This is a genomic window from Cellulomonas sp. URHD0024, assembly GCF_000426185.1.
Lineage (GTDB): Bacteria > Actinomycetota > Actinomycetes > Actinomycetales > Cellulomonadaceae > Cellulomonas.
In genome coordinates, this window is sequence record NZ_AUEW01000001.1 from 837,858 (window position 1) to 861,166 (window position 23,309).

Here is a 23,309-nt window from a genome sequence, read left to right on the forward strand (position 1 = left end):
TTGACCGTGCCGAGAACTCGGCGGACAGTTCTGGACATGGGCATCCAGGTGCTCGGACCACTGACCGTCGACGGCCTCGACGGCTTCGGCCTTCGGGACCGAGTCGTCCTGCAGGTCCTCGTCGTGCGGGCCAACGAGGCGGTGGACACGGAGGTTCTCGCGGACGCCGTGTGGGCCGGAAGCCCGCCGGCGAGCTGGCCGAAGGTGGTGCAGGGGTGTGTCAGCAGGCTGAGGAAGCACCTGGGCCCGCAGGCGATCGAGACCACCTCCTACGGCGGCTACGTCCTGCGCGTCAGCGACGACCAGCTCGACAGCCGCCGGTTCGAGCGGATGGTGAGTCGGGCACGGGAACACCTGACCGACCTCGACCCCGACCGTGCGTCGTTCGTGCTGGACGACGCCATGTCGTTGTGGCGGGGCCGGGCTCTGGCCGACCTCGACGAGTGGGAGCCCGGTCGCACGGAGGCGGAACGGCTCGAGGGCCTGCGCATGGACGCCCAAGAGCTGCGCGTCGAGGCCGAGATCGCGGCCGGCCGGCCGCGGACGAGCCTGGACGAGGCGCGGGCACTGGTCCGGGAGGCACCGTTCCGTGAACGTCGCTGGGCACTCTTCGCCCGCGCGCTCTACCAGTCGGGGCGGCAGTCGGAGGCCCTCGACGTGCTCGACCAGGCCAAGCGCATGCTGCGCGAGGAGCTCGGGCTGGACCCGGGCACCGAGCTCCTGGCCCTCGAGGGTGCGATCCTGCGGCAGGACGCCGCGCTCGAGAGTGCCGAGCCGCTGCCCGCGAGCCTCGTCTGCCCCTACCGGGGACTGCTCCCGTACGACAGCGCGGACGCGGAGACGTTCTTCGGCCGCGAGGCCGACGCCGACGCATGCCTGTCCCGACTGCGCGCCCGGGGGACCTTGGCGGTCGTCGGCCCGTCCGGCACGGGAAAGTCGTCGCTCGTCCGCGCCGGCGTCGTCGCGACCCTGCAGGGCGAGGGCTCACCCGTGCTGGTGACGACTCCCGGGACGAGGCCGCTGGACTCCCTGGCGGGCCTGCCGTCACGGGCGCCGTTCCCCGTGCTGGTGGTCGACCAGTGCGAGGAGGCCGTGACCCTGTGCACCGACCACGGCGAGAGGACGGCGTACCTCGACGTGCTCGCCGCCTACCGTGGGCCGGTCGTGCTCGCGCTCCGCGCCGACCGCCTGGGCGAGCTCTCGACGCATCCCGGCTTCGCCCGGCTCGTCGAGCGCGGTCTGTACCTGCTGTCGCCGCTGAGCGAGGAGAACCTGCGCGCGGCGATCGAAGGACCGGCACGCCAGGCGGGGCTGCGTCTCCAGCCCGGCCTCGTCGACCTCCTGGTGCGCGAGGTCGAGGGCGAGCCGGGAGCGCTGCCGATCCTCTCCCACGTCCTGCGACAGACGTGGGAACGACGGGAGGGCGCGACCCTGACCGTCGACGGCTACCGCGCGACCGGCGGGATCCGGGACGCCGTGGCGCAGTCCGCCGAGCACCTGTACACCGAGTTCGACGAGGTGCAGCAGGCCCAGATCCAGGCGCTCTTCCTGCGCCTGGTCAGCCCGGGCGACGACGGCGTCCCGATCCGGGCCAGGGTGCCCCGGGAGACGCTCGCGCACGACGAGCAGCACGAGCGACTCATCGACGTCCTCGCCGCCGCTCGCCTCGTCAGCAGCGACGCGGGTGACGTCCAGATCGCGCACGAGGCGCTCGCGCGCGAGTGGCCACGCCTGCGCAACTGGCTGGAGGACGACGTCGAGGGCCAGCGCGTCTTCCGGCACCTCGCCGCGTCGGCCGAGGGCTGGCACTCGCTGGGTCGTCCGGACAGCGAGCTGTACCGCGGCGTCCGGCTGGCCGGCGCGATCGAGTGGGCCGACCGGAACCGGGTGGACCTCACCGGAACCGAGCAGGCGTTCCTCGATGCGTCCAGGAGCAACGCGGACCGCGAGCTCCGGTCGAAGGCCCGAAGCAACCGACGCCTTCGGCTCGCTCTGGCCGGGGTCGGCGCACTGCTCGTCGCCGCGCTGGTCGCCGGCAACGCGGCCATCGATGCGGCTCATCGGTCCGACGACCAGGCCCGGATCGCCGACTCACGGCGGCTCTCGGCCGAGGCGCTGACGACGACCGAGCCCGACCTCTCTGTCCTGCTCGGCGTGGAGGCCGTGCGACTCGACGGTTCGCTGGCTGCCCGCTCGTCGCTGTACGACGTGCTCGAACGGACCGGGGACCTCGTCGCGGTCGCCCACGCGGCGGGCAGCTACGTCGACGTCAGCCCGGACGGAAGCAGTGTCGCCGTGACCAGCGCGATCGGAACAGGCGACGCGGGTCAGACGGTCTTCGACTCACGGGACCTCTCGAGGTCCGGCGGACGCGACGACCTGCGGGTGCTCTCCCTCGACTACACCCCGGACGGCACGGGCCTCGTCGTCGCGGTCATCGGCACCGACCCGACCGGGAAAGCCGTCGACCTCCCGGACCCGGACCCACTGCGCGTCCTCGACTCCCAGACGTTCGAGGAGGTGGCGACCTACGGCGGCTTCCACGAGGGCGCGTTCGTCGACCGGGACGGCCTGGCCATCAGCGCGGACGGCTCGCGGCTCGCGGTCGTCGCGTGGCTCGACGACAACACCGAGGAAACTCTGGTCTGGGACACCGACAAGCCCACCGAGCCGGTCCTGCGGATACCGATGCCGGAGATCTACGGCAGGGTGCTGCTGAGCCCCGACGGCGAGACCGTCTACGTCGTCCAGAGGTCCGGCAAGAACAGCCTGCGCGCCTTCGACGTCGACACGGGCACCCTGCTGCGGACGGCGAATCCCGAGTACCGGGGCGAACGCGAGTCCATCATCGCGCTGAGCCCGGACGGCTCGACCCTGGCGCACTCCGACGTCTCCGGCGTCGTGGTCATGGACGCGACGACCTTCGAGCCGCGGTTCACGCTCGTCGGCGAGTCCGAAGGGGTCAACGCCCTGCAGTTCGGCCCCGACCCCACCCAGCTCGCAGCCGGTTACGCCGACGGGGAGATCGTCGTGTGGGACCTCCCCTCGCGTGGACAGCTGCACGCCTTCCGGGGACACACCAAGGAGGTGACCGACATGTCGTTCAGCCCGGACGGGCACACCCTGTACTCCGTCGCACCGGACGGGTTGCTCCTCGCCTGGGACCTTGACGACTCCAGCGGGTTCCCCGGCTGGCGTACGTACCCCGCGGAGCCGGAAGGTGTCGACCTTGCACGCAGCATCCCGTCGCCGGACGGCACGAAGGTGCTGTACCAGTCCTACGGGAACGGTGTGCAGGACCGCGCGATCCAGTTCCGCGACCTGGCGACGGGCGACCTCACCCCGTTGACGGAGCTGCCCGGGCTGATGCCCGATCAGTACGTGTGGAGCCCGGACTCGAGCATGCTGCTCACCGTGGGGATCGACCCCATGACGAAGACCGGCTGGATGGAGTCGTGGGACCCGGAGACGGGCGCGTCGATCCGTCGCAACGACCGCACGCCGGCAAGTGCTGCGACGTTCACGACGGCAGGGACAACGATCCTCGCGGTGGACCCGCAGGCCTCCGTCTGGAGGATCGACCCGGCAACGCTCGAGGTCGAGGGACCGCCCATCGCACTGCCAGACCTGGACGCCGAGGAGTGGGACTACCCGACGACCAGTCCGGACGACCGCACCCTGCTCGTGCGCCGATGGTGGACCAACAACACCGTCGCCGTGATGGACCTCGCGACAGGGCGCACCCGGGACGTCCTGTTCCCGGGCTTCCCGGACACGTGGGCCTTCTCCCCCGACGGCACCGGTCTCGCGGTCTACTTCGGCGGCGAGAGCGAGTGGGTCGTGCTCGACGTCGAGGCCCTCCGCGAGGGGCGCCTGGAGTACGTCCACGAGGCCAGCCGGTTCCCGAGCAACCACGTCTGGCAGATGACCTACAGCACCGACGGCTCGCAGCTCGTCACCACCGGCAACGGGGTCGTCGACCTCTGGGATGCCGAGACGCTCGCGCCTCTCGGCAGCCTCACCGCGGGGAGCCCCGACGACGTCGCGACAGCACGCGCCATGCCCGGACACACGATCCTGATCGCCCAGCCCAGAGGAAAGGTCCTCACCTGGGACACGCGCGAGCAGCACGTGATCGACCTGGCATGCGGGCTCGCCGGTCGCAACCTCACGCACGCCGAGTGGAACCGGTTCGTGGAGAACCGCGCGTACGAGCTCACCTGCCCCGACGTCAGCTAGTACACGTCCCGCACGTACCGCTTCTCCTTGGCCAGTCGCTTGAGGTAGCCGGTCGCGTCGTCTGCGGAGAGATGGCCGTGGGTCTGCGCGATCTCGTGCAACGCCCGGTCGACGTCCTTGGCCATCCGGCTCGCGTCGCCGCACACGTAGAAGTGCCCGCCGTCCTGCAGCCACGCCCACACCCGCGAGCCGCTCTCCCGCAACCGGTCCTGGACGTAGATCTTCTGCCGCTGGTCGCGGGAGAACGCGAGCGTCAGGTGGGTCAGGAACCCGTCCTCCTGCCATGCCTGCATCTCGTCCTGGTAGTAGAAGTCCTTCTCGGAGTTGCGTTCACCGAAGAACAGCCAGTTCCGACCGCGGTGCCCGAGGGCCTGCCGCTCCTGCAGGAACCCGCGGAACGGCGCGACCCCGGTTCCGGGTCCCACCATGATCATCGACGCGTTCGCGTCGCTCGGCGGTCGGAAGTGGCTCGTCGGCTGGACGAAGACCGGTACGTCCGCCGTCTCGCTGTGGTCCGCCAGGAACGTCGAGCAGACGCCGTGGCGAGCCTGACCCTGGTGCTCGTACCGGACCGCCGAGACCGTCAGGTGCACCTCGTCCGGCGACGCCAGGGGGCTCGAGGAGATCGAGTAGAGCCGCGGCTGGAGGCGCTTGAGCACGCCGAGCCACTCGGAGACGTCCGCGACGACCGGGTACTCGGCGAGCACGTCGATCGCCTGCCTCCCCCACAGCCACTGCTGCAGGCTGGTCTTGTTCCCCGAGCGCAGGAGCGTCGCGAGCTGGCGGCCCGGGTGGCGCTCGTTGACGAACTTCAGGAGGTCGGGCGTGACGTTGACGATCTCCAGGTGGTTCGTGCACGCGTCGCGCAGCGAGAGGCTCCCGGCGCCGGCCAGGTCGACCACGGTGTCGGGGTGCAGACCGGTCGCCACGAGCCATGCGTCGACAGCGGCCGGGCTGTTGACCGGGCGAACACTGAGCGCGTCGCCTGCTCGGTAGGTGAGCTCAGCGTCGACCTCGAGCCCGAACTGGCGCACGTCCTTGGTCGATCCGACGGAACCGAGCCGCACGTTGCGCGTCACCCGGGTCACGAGCGGCACGTGCCGGGAGTACGAGGCGACGGCAGCGGGCGCCTGCGGCCGGGGCGTCACGACCAGCGACGACGCGGATGCACTCGCCGGGGGCAGCAGGGCCGCGACCCGTACGAACCACGCCTGTGCGAGCTCCCCGTCGTCGGGCTCGCAGTCGGCACGATCCGTGAGTCGTTCGGCGCCGAGCTCGCTCAGCCGCGCGTCGAGCCGACGACCGTGACCGCAGAAGTCGTCGTAGCTCGAGTCACCGAACGCGAGGACGGCGAAGCGCACACCGTCGAGCCTCGGCGCACCGCCGTCGGCGAGCGCACCCCAGAACGCTTCGCCGTTGTCCGGCGAGTCCCCGTCGCCGAACGTGCTGCTGACCAGGAGCACCGGATCGCCGCCCGGCAGCCTGGCGACGTCGTAGTCGTCCATGCCGACGAGCTCGACGTCGTAGCCCAGGTCGCGCAACCGGCTCGCGAAGTCGACCGCGTGGTCCTGCGCGTTCCCGGTCTGGGACGCCCACAGCATCCGGACCCGTGGCTTGGCAGGCGCGCGCCGGGGAGCGCCCGGCGCGCGGTGGAAGCCGGCGATCATCCCGTTGATCCAGGCGCGGGCGACGTCGTCGAACGGCGCAGATTCCGGCAGCACCGCCGGCTCGCCGACCTGTGACCGGTCATGCGCCCAGAGCAGCCCTTGCAGGTACTTCTCCTGCTGCGTCGTGAGGTCGGGCGGTCCGCTGGGCGCGCTGCCGAGGCCGCTCAGGATCAGGCTCGACGATCCGACCGCGGCCGGCTCGCCCCGCGTACCGGGCGCCTCCACCGCAGCCTTCGCGGGGGCGGCGGCCACCTTGGTCACCGAGACGGCCGACACCTTGAGCTCCGGCTGGAACGAGAGCGGGTCGACCGCGTCGTTGGTGACGGCGTTGACGGCGAGGTACTCGCCGTAGGTGTCGTTCCAGTGGAAGGGCGCGAACAGGGAGCCCGGCATCACCCGGTCGGAGACCGACGCCGGCAGAACCGCGCGGCCCCGTCGTGACGCGACCTCCAGCGAGTCCCCCTCGGCGATGCCGAGCCGCGACGCGTCGTCGGGGTGGATCTCGACGAACGGCCCAGGGTTCAGCTTGTTGAGCTTTCCGACCTTCCCGGTCTTGGTGAGCGTGTGCCACTGGTGCTGCAGACGGCCTGTGTTGAGCGCGAACGGGAAGTCGTCGTCCGGCATCTCGCGCGCGTCCATGTGCGGCCGCGGGAAGAAGACGGCGCGGCCGCTCGTCGTCGCGAACGCGAACCGCGGCCGGGTGCCGTCCGTGCGCTCGAGCAGGTTCTGGCTGATGCCGTCGTTCAGGTAGCGGATCGGGTTGCGGCCGTCATCGTCGGACCTCGAGGCGTCCTGCGGGGGGCTCGGCCACTGGACCGAGGTGCGCGCCAGCCGGTCGTAGGTGATGCCGCGCAGGTCGTAGCCCGTCCGCGGGTTCCAGAACTGCTTGATCTCCTCGAAGACCTCCTCGGCCGACGCGTAGCTGAATGCCTCGCCGTAGCCCATCGCACTGGCGACCTCGGCGATGATCTGCCAGTCGGGCATCGAGTCGCCGACCGGGTCGGCGGCCTGCTGCAGGAGCGTGAGGTTCCGCTCGGAGCTGATCGTGACGTACGTCGACTCGGCCCACAGTGCGCCGGGCAGCAGGATGTCCGCGTAGGCGTTGGTCTCGGTCTCCACGAAGACGTCCTGCGCGATCACGAGGTCGCAGCTCTCCAGCCCCTGGATCACGGTGCTGCGGTTGCCGACCGACGCGACCGGGTTCGTGCAGATGATCCAGCACGCCTTGATGCTGCCGTCGACCATCCGCTGGTACATGTCGACGGTCCCGGTGCCGACCGACGTGCTCAGAGTGCCGTCGGGCACTCCCCAGGACCTCTCGACGAACGCCCGGTCCTCCGGGTCGACGACGCTGCGCTGGCCCGGCAGGCCCGGACCCATGTAGCCCATCTCCCGGCCACCCATCGCGTTCGGCTGTCCGGTGAGCGAGAACGGGCCGCTGCCGAGGCGGCAGATGGCACCGGTGGCCAGGTGCAGGTTGACGAGCGCGTTGGTGTTCCAGGTGCCGTGCGTGCTCTGGTTCAGGCCCATCGTCCAGCAGGACATCCAGTTCCCGGACTCGCCGATCCACGTGGCGGCCGTGCGCAGGTCGGCCTCGGAGATCCCCGTCAGTTCCGCGACCGTCGCCGGAGGGTAGTCCTCGAGGAAGGCGGGCATCTGCTCCCAGCCCTCTGTCGCCTCGGCGATGAACTCCTCGTCCAGGTGCCCGTCGGCCACGAGCAGGTGCAGGAGACCGTTCAGCAGGGCGAGGTCGGTCCCGGGCTTGACCTGGAGGAACAGGTCCGCCTTGTCGGCGGTCGCGGTGCGACGAGGATCTACGACGATCAGCTTGGCGCCGGCCTTGACCCGGTCCATCATCCGCAGGTACAGGATCGGGTGGCAGTCGGCCATGTTGGAGCCGATGACGAAGAACACGTCGGCGTGGTCGAAGTCCTGGTACGACCCCGGGGGGCCGTCGGATCCCAGCGAGAGCTTGTAGCCCGTGCCCGCGCTCGCCATGCACAACCGCGAGTTCGACTCGATCTGGTGGGTGCGGACGAAGCCCTTGGCGAGCTTGTTCGACAGGTACTGCGCCTCCAGCGACATCTGCCCCGAGACGTAGAACGCCACCGCCTCGGGCCCGTGCTCGTCGATCACGCCGCGGAGCCGGCGCGCCGCTTCCTGGATCGCGCTCGCCGTCGATCGCGGCTCCAGGGGTGCCCCTCGCTCGGGACGCACCATCGCCCGCTCCAGGCGCCCGCCGGCCTGCAGCATCTCGGCGCTCGTCGCGCCCTTGGTGCACAGCCGCCCGCGGTTCGTGGGGTGCTCCTTGTCCCCCGACGCCTTCACGACGCGCCGCCGCCCGGTCGCCGGGTCGACGGCGACCTCCAGCACCATGCCGCAGCCCACACCGCAGTAGGAGCAGGACGACTTGACCGTCGTGCTCATGCGCCGGCCGCTCGCTGTCTGGGACTCACCCCGTCGACGATGCCCGCACCGGGTTGCCGCGATGCCGCCATCCCGTAGCGCCGACGTCAACATGTGCGCACAAGCGCACGGCCGCGGCTGTGAGCGCCGGCTCCCGGTCGACCGGACGCGGCGGCCGGTCCGTGCGCGCCCGCGCCCTCGTCGTCATCGAATCTGCACGTCAGCGCACCGAACGTGCACGCGACCCCCTCCGAAGTGCCGGACAGGCGACGCACAGGATTCCTACGTTGGCCCCATGGCCGATGCTCGCGTTCCTGCCCATGCCCCGCCCGCGTGGAACCTGGGCCCGGTGTACGGACCCCGGGAGAAGCCCGGGCGACTCGTGAGCGCCCTCGCCCCGTTCTGGGCCGACCGCAGCCGATCGATGACGGGCGCCAGGCTGGCACTGTGCGTCGTCGTCGGCGCGCTCTGCGCGATCGCCCTCGTGGGGCATCAGCCGGGACTCGGGGCCGCCCTCGCGGGCGCCCTGGTCTGGGTGGCGGCCGCGCCCACCCTCTGGCGGCGGCGGTCGGCGGCCGATCTCGTCACCGCCGTGCTGTCCGTCGCCCTGCTGGCCGTCGTGGCGATCCGGGCGGCCGGGTGGGTGGCCGGGCTGTGCGCAGTCGTCGCCGCATGGGCGGGCGCCTCGGCCGTCACGGGCGCACGCTCGGCGCCTGCCCAGCTGCTGGCGCCTCTGTCCTGGGCTGCGGGGGCGGTTCGGGCGGTGCCGTGGCTGGGCGCCGGGGTCGGGCGCGCCGCGGGGTCGCGACGAGGCCAGCTGCTCGTCGCGCTGCGGAGCGTGACGATCACCGTCGGGCTCCTCGTGGTGTTCGGGCTGCTGTTCGCCAGCGCGGACGACGTCTTCGCGGGCTACCTCCCGCGCGTGCACGCCGAATGGCTCCCGGCGCAGCTCGTCGTCGGAGCGCTGGTCGCGGTCGTCGCCGGGACGTTCGCGCACCTCGCACTCCACCCGCCCACCTGGAGCGACCTCCACCTCTCCCCCGCGCCGGCGGCACGTCGCGCCGAGTGGCTGCTGCCGGTCGTCGCGCTCGACGCACTCGTGCTGGCGTTCGTCCTCGTGCAGGTCGACACCCTCGTGGGCGGTCGGATCGGCGGCATGACCTACGCCCACTACGCACGCCAGGGGTTCTGGCAGCTCGTCGTCGCCACGGCCCTGACGCTCGTCGTCGTGGCCGTCGCCGCTCGACGGGCGCCGGACCGGACCACCGCCCGCGTCGCGCTGGGAGTCCTGTGCGTCGCGACCCTCGGCGTCGTGGCATCGGCGCTGCGCCGGATGGACCTCTACGTCGACACCTACGGCCTCACTCGCCTCCGGCTGCTCGTCGTCGTCGGCGAGGTGGTCCTCGGGGTGATCGTCGTGCTGGTGGTGGTCGCAGGCGTGCGGTGGACGGGCGGTTGGCTTCCCGGCGCGATCGTGCAGGCGGTGGCCGTCGGGATGCTCGGCCTGGCGCTCATCAACCCGGACGCGCAGATCCTGCGCCACAACGCCGCTGCCGGCAGCACAGGACCGATCGACGTCGTCTACCTGCAGGGGCTCTCGTCCGATGCGGCGCCGGCCATGGACGAGCTCCCCGAACCGCTGCGCTCGTGCGTGCTGAGCCAGGCGGACACGGGACCCACCTGGGGCGGCCCGTTCGCCTGGAACCTCGGCCGCAGCCGCGCAGCGGAGGTCAGCCCCGTGGAGAACGACGCCGGTTGCGCGCGGCTCAGGTCGTCGGAACGGGCTCCGTGACGGGCTCCTCCTGCGGAGGCCGAGCCAGCAACGTCACGACACCCACGACCAGGACTGCGACGAGGGCCACCGTGAAGACGATCTTGCCGGTGAGGCCGTCGGCCAGCACCAGCACGAGGACCGCCAACGCGATCACGACGACGCGTATGAGCGTGCGCTGCTGGTAGAGCCACGCACCGAAGCCGCCGGTGCCCACCCCGTGCCGGTCACCGAGCCCGCGTACCCACGCGGCACCCCTGCCTGACGTCTCGCGCACGGACCGGGCAGCCGGTGTCCCACCCGCGAGGAACGCGATGATGGCGACCACCAGGCCCAGCACGAGGAACACGCGAAGCTCGACGCGGAGCAACGTGATGACCTGGTCGTAGATGGTCACGGCGACGTCGGGGCGCTGGACGCTCGGCGGCAGAGAGTTCGTGTAGAACCATCGGCCGATCGCCAGGCCGACCGCCAGGAGCGCCATCGCCCCAGCGAGCGACAACCCGGCGATCACGAGGGCGCGGGACCGTCGTTGAGCGACCAGGACGCCGGCGGCGAGCAGGAGGAGCGAGATCCACGGCAGTGCCCGGCCGCCGATGTCGACGGCGTTGTAGGCGTTCTGGAGGCGCACGAAGTCGGCGCTGGACGCGACCGGGAACGTGACCTTGACCGTCGGGATCTTGCCCGCGAGCTGGAATCCGGCGTCGACGAGCGACTGCTTGACCTGCTCGATGATCGGCGTGATGTCGATGACGAGCTGACCGCTGTCGCTGATCTGGCCCAGCGCGTCCGGGTCGCCGCGCAGGGTCGCGACGATCTGCTCGTGCGCGGTGCGGTTCGCCGCGGTCCACGTCGCCGCGAACGCGTCGGACGTCACGATCTTGTCCACCTGCTTGTGGACGAACCCCGTGACGGCGTCCTTCAGCGGACCCTTCAGCGACTGGATGCCGGTCGCCACGATAGGTGGCAGGTCCAGGGTGCCCAACGCGTCGCCGACCTGCGTCGCGAGCTGGTCGACGTTCAGCGCCTCGACGACGGCGTTGGTGACACGGTTGCTGACGGCGGCCTGGACCCCAGGGTCGCTGGCGATCGGCGCGACGGTCGCCACGTAGGCGTCGGTGTCGACGACGAGGTCACGGGCCCACTTGCCGACCACGGCGACGGGCGCCAGGAGGGCGCCGACCAGGATGAGCACGATCGCTGCTGCGGTGCGACCCGGCTTGCGCCGCCGGCGAGCGGCGGTCGGGCCGGCAGCTGTTGCGGCCGCAGCCGTCGGGGCAGCAGCCGCCGCGGCCCGCAGGGCGGCGTTCTCCGCCTCCAGAGCCGCCAGGCGGGCCACCAGGTCCGCACGGTCGGGGGCCGGCTCGGCCGACGGTTCCGTCGGTACCGCCACGACGATCGGTGCGGTGTCGTTCACCGAGCCCGCGGTCTCGAGCACGGCCGTGGTCCCCACGATCGGTTCGGTGTCGTTCTCGCCCGGAGCGCTGGGCTCGACGGGGTCGGCCGTCTCGTCGGCCGCGATGTCCTGCGCGATGCTCTCTGCCGGTTCGTCGATCACCGGGACCTCGTCCGGCGGGGTCGGCGCGCCGCCCTCGACAGGCCCCGACGTCCCGCCCGGTGGCCGGGCCCCCGTCGAGCTGCGCGGCTTTCGAGGCGTCGGCTTGTTCTCGACCACGGGCCCTCCCGGCACAAGGTGAACAGCTCACGTGCACGATGTCGCACGTGCACGATGTCGGGTCGAGCATGGCAGTACCGCTGGTCACAGCGCGAGGGCAACAGCAGGTCAGCCGTAGAAGACGCGCTCCACGACCGTCCTGGCGCGTCGTGCGGTGCGCAGGTAGTCCTGCTCGAGCTCGCCGCCGGAGCCCGCCGGGTAGCCGACGACACGGGCCAGGCCCGCCAGAGCCTGCCGGTCGTGCGGCAGCACGTCGGCGTGCGCACCCCCACGACCGGTCCACAGGACGTTGCCGTCCCGCAGCCGTGACGCCAGCTGCCAGGCGTCGGCGAGGACCTGCGCGTCGTCGGCGTCGAGGTGCCCCGCCGCGGCCGCCGCCTCCAGCGCCTCGAGAGTCCCGGTCGTGCGGAGAGCCGGCTCCCGGTCGGCGTGCCTGAGCTGGAGCAGCTGGGCGGTCCACTCGACGTCCGCGATGCCGCCGCGCCCGAGCTTGAGGTGCCGCGTCGGCTCGATGCCGCGAGGCAGCCGCTCCGACTCGACACGCGCCTTGATCCGACGGATCTCCCGCTCGACGGACGGGTCGATGCCGCCGTCGGGGTAGCGCAACGGCGCGACGAGCTCGACGAACCGCTCCGCCAGCTCCGGGTCACCGGCCACCGGTCGCGCGCGGAGCAGCGCCTGGCTCTCCCACGGGGACGACCAGCGGTCGTAGTACTCGGCGTACGAGTCGAACGAGCGGACCATCGGGCCGTTACGACCTTCGGGGCGCAGGTCGGCGTCGACCTCCAGCGCGGGCTCCGGCCCGACCGAGCTCAGCATGGTGCGCAGGGTCGTGGTGACCGAGAGCGCGAACTCCTGGGCCAGCACGTGGTCCGCACCCGGCAGGGGGTCGTGGACGAAGAGCACGTCGGCGTCGGAGGAGTACCCCATCTCACGACCGCCCCAGCGCCCCATGGCCACGACGAGCATCCGCGTCGGGTTCTCGTCCAGGCCCCGCTGCGAGCGGGCCTCCCACTCGGCCACCCGCAGAGCGCCGACCAGGACGATGTCGGCGGCGACGCTCAGGCTCTGCGACGCCCGCGTCCCCGTGACGGTGCCCGTGACGTCCGCGGCGGCCGTCCGGGCGAGCTCGCGACGACGCAGGCCGCGCAGCGCCGTCACCGCCTTCACCGGCTCCTCTGACCTGGTCAGGATCGCGTCCGCCTCGGCCGTGAGTCGCTCGTAGGTCCGCGGCTCGAGGTCGGCGTCGTCGGCGAGCCAAGTCACCGACTCCGGCGAGCGGGTCAGGGCGTCGGCGACGTAACGGCTCGTCGAGAGGACCCGGGCGAGCCGACGTGCCGCGGTGCCGGAGTCGCGGAGCAGCTTGAGGTACCAGTGCGTGGCGCCCAGCTCGTCGGAGAGCCGACGGAACGCCAGCAGGCCGCCGTCGGGGTCGGCGCCGTCCGCGAACCAGCCGAGCATCACCGGCAGCAGCTGACGTTGGATCGCCGCCCGGCGGGACAGGCCCTCCGTCAGGGCGGCGATGTGCCGCATCGCCCCTGCCGGGTCGAGGTAGCCGATCGCCGCGAGGCGCGCGCGTGCCTCGTCGGGAGACAGGCTCGCCTCCTCCGTGGACAGCTGCGCGGTGGCCGGGAGCAGCGGTCGGTAGAAGAGCTCCTCGTGCAGGCGACGCACGTCCCGCTTCGCGGCCTTCCACCGTTCGACGAGACCGTCGGCACCCTCGGCCCGCATCCCGACCGACCGGGCCAGTCGACGCAGGTCGGGCTCGGACGTCGGCATCAGGTGCGTCCGGCGCAGGCGGTGCAGCTGGATCCGGTGTTCGAGCGCGCGCATCAGCCGATAGCAGACCGCCAGCTGCGCGGCGTGCGACCGCCCGACGTACCCACCGGCCGCCAGCGCGGCGAGGGCCGTCAGGGTGCTGGGGCTGCGGATGGACTCGTCGGCGCGCCCGTGCACGAGCTGGAGGAGCTGCACCGTGAACTCGACGTCGCGGAGCCCGCCGACGCCGAGCTTGATCTGCCGGTCCGCCTCGGCGGCCGGGACGTAGCTCTCGACCCGACGCCGCATCGCCTGCGAGTCCTCGACGAAGTGCTCGCGGGTCACCGCTCCCCACACGAACGGCTGGGTCATCTCGACGTACTCCCGGCCCAGCGCCCCGTCACCGGCGAGCGGTCGGGCCTTGAGCAGCGCCTGGAACTCCCAGGTCTTGGCCCAGCGCTCGTAGTAGGCCTTGTGGCTGGCGATCGTCCGGACCAGCGGACCGTTCTTGCCCTCGGGCCGCAGCGCCGCGTCGACCGGCCAGAGCGCCGGCTCCACCGACGGCGACGAGCACGCACGTGCGAGTCCCGCGGCGAGCCGGGCGCCGACGGACAGGGCCTCCGCCTCGTCGACACCGTCTACCGGCTCGGCGACGTAGATGACGTCGACGTCGCTCACGTAGTTGAGCTCGCGTCCGCCGCACTTGCCCATGCCGATCACCGCGAGCCGTACCCCGAGCCCGTGGTCGTCCAGCTCCGCCCGCGCAATGGCCAGGGACGCCTCGAGCGCCGCCGCGGCGAGGTCGGCCAGCGCCGCGGCGACGCCGGGGAGCCGGGACAGCGGGTCGTTGCTCGTCAGGTCCGTCGCGGCGATCCGCAGGAGTCGGAAACGGTACGCCCGGCGCATCGCGTCGATCCCGGCCGCCCCACCGACGGTCGCGACGGGGACGTCGGCCGACGGGTCCGCCCCCACCGCCGAGAGCAGCTCCGCCCGCACACCCTCGACCGCCACGCCCGTGCCGGGAGTGTCGTCGAGCAGGATCTGCAGTGCCTCGGGGTGCGCCACGAGCGTGTCGCCGAGGGCGACCGAGGCGCCGATCACGGCGAGCAGCCGAGTGCGCGGACCGCCGTCGTCCTGGAGGATCCCGCGCAGGACGGCCGAGTCGTCGACGACCGCGCCAGCGAGCTTCGCGAGAGCGAGCAGCGCAAGGTCGGGATCGGCGACGTCGGTGAGCGGACCGATCAACAGCTCAGCCGGCTCGTCCACCACCGCGAGCAGCGCCGCGTCGGCGAGCAGCGTCTGGGCGCGCGCCGGGTCGGAGACCCCGGCGCGCGTGAGCCGCCCGGCCAGCGACGAGCCGCGGCCCGAGGACGAGACCGTCACAGGACCGGCAGGAACCGCCGGAGCTCGTACGGCGTGACCTGAGCGGCGTAGGCCTCCCACTCCTGGCGCTTGTTGCGCAGGAAGTAGTCGAACACGTGCTCGCCCAGCGTCTCGGCGACGAGCTCGGACTTCTCCATGATCGAGATCGCGGCGTCGAGCGAGGTGGGCAGCGGCTCGATCCCGAGCGCCCGACGCTCCGAGTCGGTCAGCTCCCAGACGTCGTCCTCGGCGCCCTCGGGGAACTCGTAGCCCTCCTCGATGCCCTTGAGCCCCGCGTTGAGCAGGACCGCGAACGCGAGGTACGGGTTCGTGGCCGAGTCCACCGCGCGGTACTCGATGCGGCTCGAGTTGCCCTTGCCCGGCTTGTACATGGGCACGCGGACCAGGGCCGAGCGGTTGTTGTGGCCCCAGCAGATGTAGCTGGGCGCCTCGGCGCCGCCCCAGAGCCGCTTGTAGGAGTTCACGAACTGGTTGGTCACCGCCGTGATCTCGGCGGCGTGCCTGAGCAGGCCGGCGATGAACGACTTGGCGGTCTTGGACAGCTCGAGGTGACCGCCCGCCTCGTGGAACGCGTTGGCGTCGCCCTGGAACAGCGAGAGGTGCGTGTGCATGCCGGAGCCCGGTTGGTCGGCCAGCGGCTTGGGCATGAACGAGGCGAACACGCCCTGCTCGAGCGCGACCTCCTTGACCACCGTGCGGAAGGTCATGATGTTGTCGGCCGTCGTCAGCGCGTCGGCGTAGCGCAGGTCGATCTCGTTCTGGCCCGGGCCGGCCTCGTGGTGGGAGAACTCCACCGAGATGCCCATCGACTCCAGCATCGTGATCGCGGCACGCCGGAAGTCGTGCGCGGTCCCGCGCGGCACGTGGTCGAAGTACCCGCCCTGGTCGACCGGGACCAGCGGCTGAGTCGGGTCCGCCGGCGCGTCGAAGAGGTAGAACTCCACCTCGGGGTGCGTGTAGAACGTGAACCCCTGGTCGGCGGCCCGCGACAGCGCCCGCTTGAGCACGTTGCGCGAGTCGGCCAGCGAGGGCTCACCGTTCGGCGTCAGCAGGTCGCAGAACATGCGTGCGGTGCCGTGCCGCTCACCGCGCCACGGCAGCACCTGGAACGTCGACGGGTCGGGGCGGGCGATCATGTCCGCCTCGTACACGCGCGTCAGGCCCTCTATCGCGCTCCCGTCGAAGCCGATCCCCTCCGAGAACGCGGCCTCGAGCTCTGCCGGGGCCACCGCCACCGACTTGAGGATCCCGAGGACGTCGGTGAACCAGAGGCGGATGAAGCGGATGTCCCGCTCCTCGACTGTGCGGAGCACGAACTCCTGCTGCCTGTCCATGCGGTACATCCTGCCTGATGAACCACCATTCCCGGCGTCAGTGTCCGGGGTGGGTCTGACGGGCGACGTCAGCGGGTGCAGAACGGCGCAGCAACCGTGCGCGGCAGGACGTCGGGACTCCGGGTCGCGCCCGGCGACGGACTGCTCGGGCGAGGCTCTCGCCACGGCGTCGACGAAGGTGCAATTGTGGCGATGTAGGCGTATTTGCACCTCAGGCCACACCTCCTCATTCCGAGAAGGTGCGCTGACCGCAGCACGGACGGGTGGAGTCGCTCATGGCCACAAGGTTCGACGTCCCCGAAGTCGTCGACGCGCTCGTCGTCGGATCGGGCTTCGGTGCCTCTGTCGCGGCACACCGGCTCGCCGAGGCGGGCAAGCAGGTCGTCGTCATGGAACGGGGCCGCCCGTACCCACCCGGCAGCTTCGCCCGCACGCCTGCGGAGATGGGGCGCAACTTCTGGGACCCGAGCGAGGGCCTCTACGGGCTGTTCGACGCGTGGACGTTCCGCGGCCTCGAAGGGCTGGTGTCCAGCGGGCTCGGCGGCGGTTCCCTGATCTACGCGAACGTCCTGCTCCGCAAGGACGAGAACTGGTTCGTGCACGAGTCGCCGCTGCCCGGCGGCGGGTACGAGCACTGGCCCATCTCCCGCGCCGACCTCGACCCGCACTACGACGTCGTCGAGAAGATGCTGGGCGCGACGGTCTACCCGTACGACGACACACCGAAGACCATGGCCATCGAGGCCGCTGCGGTCGACCTCGGGATGCCGGCCGTACGTCCGCCGCTCGCGGTGACGTTCGCCCGTCCCGGCGAGGACCATGCCCGCAACCTGGAGCTCCCGCAGGCGGGGTACGGGTCGGTGCACCAAGGATCGCGGCGCGTCACGTGCACCCTGTGCGGCGAGTGCGACATCGGCTGCAACACCGGGGCGAAGAACACCCTCGACCACACCTACCTCTCGTCGGCCGCGCACCACGGAGCGGACATCCGCACGCTGCACGAGGTGCGTGGGCTGCGACCGCTCGACGGCGGCGGCTACGAGGTCCGGTACGTCGTGCACGACCAGCAGGGCGAAGGGTCCACCGCGACCCGCGAGCTCGCGGAGCGCACCATCGTCGCGCGCCGGGTCGTGCTCGGCGCGGGCACGTTCGGCACCACGTTCCTCCTGCTGCGCAGCCGCGCGTCGTTGCCGGCCCTCGGCCCGGCCCTCGGCACCCGCTTCTCCGGGAACGGCGACCTGCTCACGGTGCTGCTGAACTGCACCCGCGAGGGCCTGCCGTTCCCCGTCGACGGCGGAACCGGTCCGGTCATCACGACGGCGATCCGCCGGCCCGACGCCCTCGACGGTGGCGGCGCCACCGGACGCGGGTACTACGTCGAGGACGCCGGCTTCCCCGGGTTCCTGTCGTGGCTCGTCGAGACCTCGCAGCTCAAGCCGGCGGCCCGGCGGGCAGCGATGTTCGCGTGGCAGGTGGTCCGCAACCGAGTGTTCGCCGGTGGTCACTCGAACATCTCCGGGGACCTGTCGGCGCTGCTCGGCGACGGCCACCTGTCCGCCGGCTCCGTGCCCCTGCTCGGGATGGGGCGTGACGTCCCGGACGGCCGGATGAGCCTGCGCGGCGGCAACCTCGCGATCGACTGGACCACCGCGACCTCGAAGGCGTACTTCGCCAGCGTGCGCGACACCATGGAGCGGATCGGCGACGCCCTCGGTGCCGAGTTCCAGGACAACCCGCTGTGGTGGGCCCGGCACACCATCACCGTGCACCCGCTCGGTGGTGCGCCCATCGGTCGGCACGTCGGCGAGGGGGTGTGCGACGAGTACGGCGAGGTGCGCGGGCACCCCGGGCTCTACGTCGTCGACGGGGCCGCCATGCCGGGGCCCGTGGGCGCCAACCCGTCGTTGACCATCGCGGCCATGTCCGACCGGGCATCGACGCGGATGCTCGAGCAGGACTGGTCGCGGCCGAACGCCACCACCGTCCCGGCACCGGGGGTGACGTCGGCCCCGCAGAGGTCCGGCGCCACGTCCGTGGCTTTCACCGAGCGCATGACTGGGCCGTTCACCCTGGGCGAGACCGATCCGGTCCGCGGCGCTGCTCAGGCTCGGGCCCGTCACGACACGCTCGCGTTCGTCCTGACGATCACGGCCCCGGACATCGACGCGTTCGTCGCCGACCCGCTGCACCGCGGGCAGGCACGGGGGTTCGTGGAGAGCAACGTGCTCGGTGGGCGGCTCGACGTGGAGGACGGATGGTTCAACCTGTTCGTCAAGCCGAGCGGCACGGCCGGTCGACGCATGCTCTACCGGCTCTGGCTGCGCGACGCCGGCGGCACGCCGCTCACGCTCGTCGGCGCCAAGGACGTCGTCGACGACGGCGGGCTCGACGTCTGGACCGACACGACGACCCTGTTCACGCGGGTGCTGCGCGGGCACGTGCCGCCGCCAGCGGACGCGACACCGGAGGAGGTCGACGAGGTCCTGAAGGGCCTGGAGAGCGCCGAGGAGAGGGCGCCGGACGGCACGATCGGCGCCGGGGTGCTGGTCATCAAGCCGCTCGACCTCGCCAAGCAGCTGACCACGTTCCGCACGCACGGCCCCGGCGGCGCCAAGGCGCTCGCCGCGTTCGGCCGGCTCTTCATGGGCGAGCTCTGGGACGTGTACGTCGCCCCGAAGGTCGGCTCGAACGCATGAGACGACGCGAGCTGGCGCGACACGAGGCCGACATCGGCTTCACGCCGAGCCGGGAGGTGCGCTGGCTCGACCCGCCCGAGCTCGCCCGGACCGCGCTCAAGGCGATGCTCGCCCAGGTCTTCGCCGACTACGGCGACCGGCGCGAGGTCCAGGCGGCTCTGCCGGGCGGCCTCGTCGAGCTCGCGCACCAGCCCGACGGCGACCTGTGGATCGACTTCGCCGCGGACCTCGGCGACGGGTTCGACGCCACCTACACCGTCGCCTCGCTGCTGGCGCAGCCGGACCTCACCGTCGACGGCCCTGGCACGTCGTCCGTGACGCTGCCGCGCGGCCACCTGCTCGTGTTCGGCGGTGACGAGGTCTACCCCGCCGCGTCGGCCCGCGGGTACGAGAACAAGACGCTCGGCCCCTACGGCGCCGCACTCCCGGCCGCGCCCAAGGGGACCCCGCGCGATGCGACGAACGAGCCGTCGCTGCTCGCCCTGCCGGGCAACCACGACTGGTACGACGGCCTGACGGCGTTCCTGCGCGTGTTCACCCGCGGGGCCGCGATCGGCGGCTGGCGCACCGTGCAGAGCCGCAGCTACTTCGCGACCCGCCTCGGCCCTCCGGGCAAGCCCGGCTGGTGGCTCCTCGGGCTCGACAGCCAGCTGACCGAGTACATCGACGAGCCTCAGCTGGAGTACTTCCGGAGCACCGTGACCGCGTTCCTGCGACCGGGCGACGCCGTGATCCTGTGCTGCGCCGAGCCCGGCTGGGCGCACACCGGCACGGATCCGGACGGGTTCAACCAGCTGCACTTCTTCGAGCGCGAGATCGTGCGGTTCCGCCGGGTCCCCGGCACCCAGGACGTCGAGGACACCGGCGCGCGGGTGCGGCTGTGGATCAGCGGCGACTCCCACCACTACGCCCGTTTCACGGAGCGCCCACCGGACGGGCAGCCGTCCGGTCCCGACCCACGATCGGTGCAGGCCGTGACCTGCGGTCTCGGCGGGGCGTACCTGTCCGAGACGCACCGCCTGCCGAGCCACATCGCGCTGCCACCCACGGGCTCGCGGATGCGGGACAAGGACCCGGTCAGCGTCCCTTTCGACCGCACCGGTCCGACCCTGCCCGACGCGTCGACGTCGCCCGCGTTGTGTCGTCGGATCGCGAACCCGTTCAGCGTGTGGTGGGCCGGGCGCCGCAACGTCGGCCTCCTCATGACGGCCGGCTACGGACAGGTGCTGCTGGTGGGCCTGGTGGCCGTCCTGCTCTCGCTGGGCGCGGAGGGGTCGTTCGTCGACGTCCTGCGCACCGCCACGCTGGACTCCGCAGCGCGGTTCGCGCTCGTCGCGCTCGGCTGGATCGTCGTCCTCCTGGCGCTTCATCTGGTGATGGCCCGCCTCATGCCGCGCGGCCGGCTCCCGCACTTCGTGACGTTCTCCCTGGGAGCCGCGTTCCAGCTGGTCGTCACGCTCCTGCTGGTCCTGCTCGTCGTCGCGGTCCAGTGGCCGTCCGGGTGGAGCCCGGCCCTGGTCCTCGGCCTCTGCGCGGTCCTGGTGTGGGTCGTCGGCGCCGTACTGGGGACAGAGGCGTTCGCGCTGCTGCTGCTCACGCAGGGAACCGGGAAGGTCGCGACCTGGCAGATGTCCGGGCAGGCCGTACCGGACGACAAAGGGTTCGTGCGGATGCACCTGCGCGAGGACGGGTCGCTCGAGCTCTACGTCCTGGTCGTCGACACGGTGTGCCGCGACTGGGAGCTCGACAGCACCGGAACCAGACCCGTGCCCGCAGGCGGCCCGCTCACCGCACGGCTGCTCGACGGACCGATCGTGATCGCACGAGAGGGGTACTCACGATGAGTGTGCAGGAGATGTCCCACGAGTCCGCACCGACGGGTCGCCGACCCGTGACCCGGGCGGACCATCGCACCGAGGTGGTGCCGCTGGCGGCGGGCGACGGCACGCCGATCACGCTGGTGCACGTACGCGCACCGTTCGAGCCCTGGCGCGGTCCCGTGCTCCTCGTGCACGGCTCCGGGGTGCGGGCCGAGCTGTTCCGGCCGCCCATCCCGCACACCCTCGTCGACGGGCTGCTGGACGAGGGGTGGGACGTGTGGATGCTGAACTGGCGCGCGTCGGTCGACCTCGAGCCGATGCCCTGGACGCTGTGCGACGCGGCCGTGCACGACCACCCGGCGGCGGTCAGGCACGTGCTGGAGGCGACCGGCGCGACGACCCTGAAGGCGATCGTGCACTGCCAGGGCTCGACGTCGTTCGTCATGTCCGCCGTCTCGGGGCTCCTCCCGGAGGTGGACACCGTGGTCAGCAACGCGGTGTCCCTCCACCCGGTCCTGCCGCTGTGGTCGCGCGCGAAGATCTGGTCGTTCACCCCGATCCTGCAGCACCTCACCCCGTACCTCTCGCCCGCCTGGGCGTACCGCAGCGAGGGCAACTTCTCCAAGGTCGTCCGACGGGTGGTGCGGACCACCCACCACGAGTGCGACAACCTCGTGTGCCGCATGGTGTCGTTCACCTACGGCAGCGGGTTCCCCGCTCTGTGGTCCCACAAGAACCTCGACGCCGCCACGCACGAGTGGATCACGGGCGAGTTCGCCGACGTGCCCATCTCGTTCTTCGACCAGATGAGGCGATCGGTCGCGGCCGGGCGGCTGGTCAAGGTGCACGACTACCCGCAGATCCCCGACGACCTGCTCGCCGGTCCACCGAAGACGCAGGCCCGGTTCGCCTTCTTCGCGGGCGCCGACAACCTCTGCTATCTGCCGGAGTCCCAGGTCCGGACGCACGCGTTCTTCGCCGCCCAGCGTCCCGACAAGGGCGACACGCTGCACGTCCTGCCGGGGTACGGACACCTCGACGTCTTCTGGGGCACCCGTGCCCGGTACGACACCTTCCCGCTCATCCTCGAGGAGCTGAAGTCATGAACGCAGTCATCGGCACCGCCCGGGCCGTGCTCTCCCGCCTGCCGTCACCCGTCCCGCGCCGGCAGCGCCGGCTCACCGGCCAGTCGGCCCGGGTGGACACGATCCCCTACGACATGCCCGTGAGCTCGGAGGACTCCCCCGTCCTGATGGCCGCGTTCCCGTGCTCCCTGTCCGCCGCCCGGGCCCTGCTTCCCGGGCGCGAGCTGCACCCGGTGAGCCTCGGGTTCGGCAAGGGCATCGCCATGGTCACGGTCGTCAACTACCGGGCGACCGACATCGGCAAGTACATCGAGTACTCGATGGCGATCGCCGTCACCCACGGTCCACGACCCGCGCCGCCCCTGGTCCCGATGGCACTGCAGCGCACCCTGCAGTTCGGCCAGTACGTCGTGGACCTGCCCGTGAGCACCGAAGTCTCGGTCAAGGGCGGCAAGGGCATCTGGGGCATGCCCAAGCACGCCGGCAGCCTCGACTTCGTCGTCACCGACGAGACGGTCTCCGCGCAGTACGACGACCTGGACGGACGGTTCGGCGCCCTCATCGAGATCGAGCGTCCGGGTCCGACGGCGCTGCCGCTCAAGCTCGCCGCGGCCAACTTCTGCGCGTTCCGCGGCATGCTCATGAAGTCGACGATCTACTTCGAGGCCACCGGTGACGTCGCCGTCGGACCCGGTGCACGCGGCCGGTTCGTCCTCGGCGACGCACCGAGCGTCGCTCCCCTGCGCACCCTGCAGATCGGCCCGCACCCGCTGTTCACCGCGTACCTCCCGACAGCGCACGGCGTGCTCGACGACCACTTCGAGGCCTGGTTCCTGACCGACGAGTCGCTCGACAAGGTGGACGCGCAGACCGCGGCCGGTGTCTTCGGGGAGTCGCTCGAGTCCGTCGTCGGGCTCGGCCGGGGCGAGACCTGGCCGGCGGCTCCCAAGCGGGGACGTGTGGAGAGCGAGAGCGACGCCGTCCATGCGAGCAGGCCGTGAGCGCCTTCGTCGCCGCGCTCTGGTTCCTGTTCGGGGCCTCCCTCTACATGGGCACCATGTGGGTGCTCAAGCTGTTCCTGTTCCCGACGTGGACCGGGCTGACCCGGGACAACGTGGCGATCTACTTCGGCATCCCGACGCGTCGCGCGACGAAGTTCTTCACGGTGGTCGTGCCGATCATGTTCGTGGCGTCGATCGTGCTCGTCGTCGTCGAGTGGGGCACGAGCTACGTGTGGTTCGGCGTCGGCTGCCTGATCGGGATCTTCCTGCTGACCTTCGTCGGGCAGGGACTGATCATCCCGATCAACAAGCGGATCCGCAGCGGCGACTTCGCCGACGACACCGAGCTGCGGCACCTGCTGAAGCGGTGGATGACGCTCAACGACGTCCGGTTCTACAGCTCCACGGCCACCTGGATCGTGATCGTCGGGTACGTCGTGGCGCGTGGCGACCTGCTGGGCGCGCTGACGTGAG

Annotated in this window: 11 protein-coding genes; 7 read left to right on the plus strand and 4 right to left on the minus strand. The window is 71.6% G+C overall.

Translation table 11 applies throughout. The features are described from left to right. Positions 1–36: 36 nt before the first annotated feature. Entirely contained in the window at positions 37–4,239 is a 4,203-nt protein-coding gene (locus I847_RS0103950) for a BTAD domain-containing putative transcriptional regulator (protein WP_028048656.1), read from the plus strand. Here the strand turns inward: I847_RS0103950 and I847_RS0103955 are convergent. After that, positions 4,236–8,333, minus strand: a complete 4,098-nt coding sequence (locus I847_RS0103955; RefSeq protein ID WP_028048657.1) for a bifunctional nitrate reductase/sulfite reductase flavoprotein subunit alpha — start codon at positions 8,331–8,333, stop codon at positions 4,236–4,238. The two genes, I847_RS0103950 and I847_RS0103955, sit on opposite strands and share 4 nt — an antisense overlap. A gap of 274 nt (positions 8,334–8,607) precedes the next feature. Here I847_RS0103955 and I847_RS21800 point away from each other — a divergent pair, with 274 nt between their 5' ends. Continuing rightward, positions 8,608–10,104 carry a DUF4153 domain-containing protein gene (locus tag I847_RS21800; RefSeq protein WP_231384064.1) on the plus strand — a complete coding sequence of 499 codons (1,497 nt, stop codon included), beginning with the start codon at positions 8,608–8,610 and terminating at the stop codon, positions 10,102–10,104. On the opposite strand, the gene I847_RS21805 is transcribed toward I847_RS21800, so the two are convergent. From I847_RS21805 to glnA, 3 genes are all read right to left on the minus strand, one after another. Continuing rightward, positions 10,079–11,758 carry a hypothetical protein gene (locus tag I847_RS21805; RefSeq protein WP_081680396.1) on the minus strand — a complete coding sequence of 560 codons (1,680 nt, stop codon included), beginning with the start codon at positions 11,756–11,758 and terminating at the stop codon, positions 10,079–10,081. The two genes, I847_RS21800 and I847_RS21805, sit on opposite strands and share 26 nt — an antisense overlap. Positions 11,759–11,866: 108 nt before the next feature. Then, the gene (locus I847_RS0103970) at positions 11,867–14,899 is read right to left on the minus strand and encodes a bifunctional [glutamine synthetase] adenylyltransferase/[glutamine synthetase]-adenylyl-L-tyrosine phosphorylase (protein WP_028048658.1); all 3,033 of its coding nucleotides are present in this window, start codon (positions 14,897–14,899) and stop codon (positions 11,867–11,869) included. Then, positions 14,896–16,233: a type I glutamate--ammonia ligase gene (gene glnA / locus I847_RS0103975; protein WP_028048659.1), complete on the minus strand. Its 1,338-nt coding sequence runs from the start codon at positions 16,231–16,233 to the stop codon at positions 14,896–14,898. The genes I847_RS0103970 and glnA overlap by 4 nt, the downstream gene beginning before the upstream one ends. A 275-nt stretch (positions 16,234–16,508) precedes the next feature. Here glnA and I847_RS0103980 point away from each other — a divergent pair, with 275 nt between their 5' ends. The 5 genes from I847_RS0103980 to I847_RS0104000 are packed head-to-tail and all read left to right on the plus strand — an operon-like array spanning position 16,509 to position 23,308. After that, positions 16,509–18,929: a GMC oxidoreductase gene (locus I847_RS0103980; RefSeq protein ID WP_034609169.1), complete on the plus strand. Its 2,421-nt coding sequence runs from the start codon at positions 16,509–16,511 to the stop codon at positions 18,927–18,929. After that, positions 18,926–20,773: a hypothetical protein gene (locus I847_RS0103985; RefSeq protein ID WP_028048661.1), complete on the plus strand. Its 1,848-nt coding sequence runs from the start codon at positions 18,926–18,928 to the stop codon at positions 20,771–20,773. The genes I847_RS0103980 and I847_RS0103985 overlap by 4 nt, the downstream gene beginning before the upstream one ends. Beyond that, positions 20,770–21,855 carry an esterase gene (locus I847_RS0103990; RefSeq protein WP_196804460.1) on the plus strand — a complete coding sequence of 362 codons (1,086 nt, stop codon included), beginning with the start codon at positions 20,770–20,772 and terminating at the stop codon, positions 21,853–21,855. Before I847_RS0103985 ends, I847_RS0103990 begins: the two co-directional genes overlap by 4 nt. After that, a complete protein-coding gene (locus I847_RS0103995; protein ID WP_028048663.1) occupies positions 21,852–22,835 on the plus strand; it encodes an acetoacetate decarboxylase family protein in 984 nt (327 codons plus the stop codon). The genes I847_RS0103990 and I847_RS0103995 overlap by 4 nt, the downstream gene beginning before the upstream one ends. Further along, positions 22,832–23,308 carry a DUF1772 domain-containing protein gene (locus I847_RS0104000; RefSeq protein ID WP_028048664.1) on the plus strand — a complete coding sequence of 159 codons (477 nt, stop codon included), beginning with the start codon at positions 22,832–22,834 and terminating at the stop codon, positions 23,306–23,308. Before I847_RS0103995 ends, I847_RS0104000 begins: the two co-directional genes overlap by 4 nt. Position 23,309: the final 1 nt, after the last annotated feature.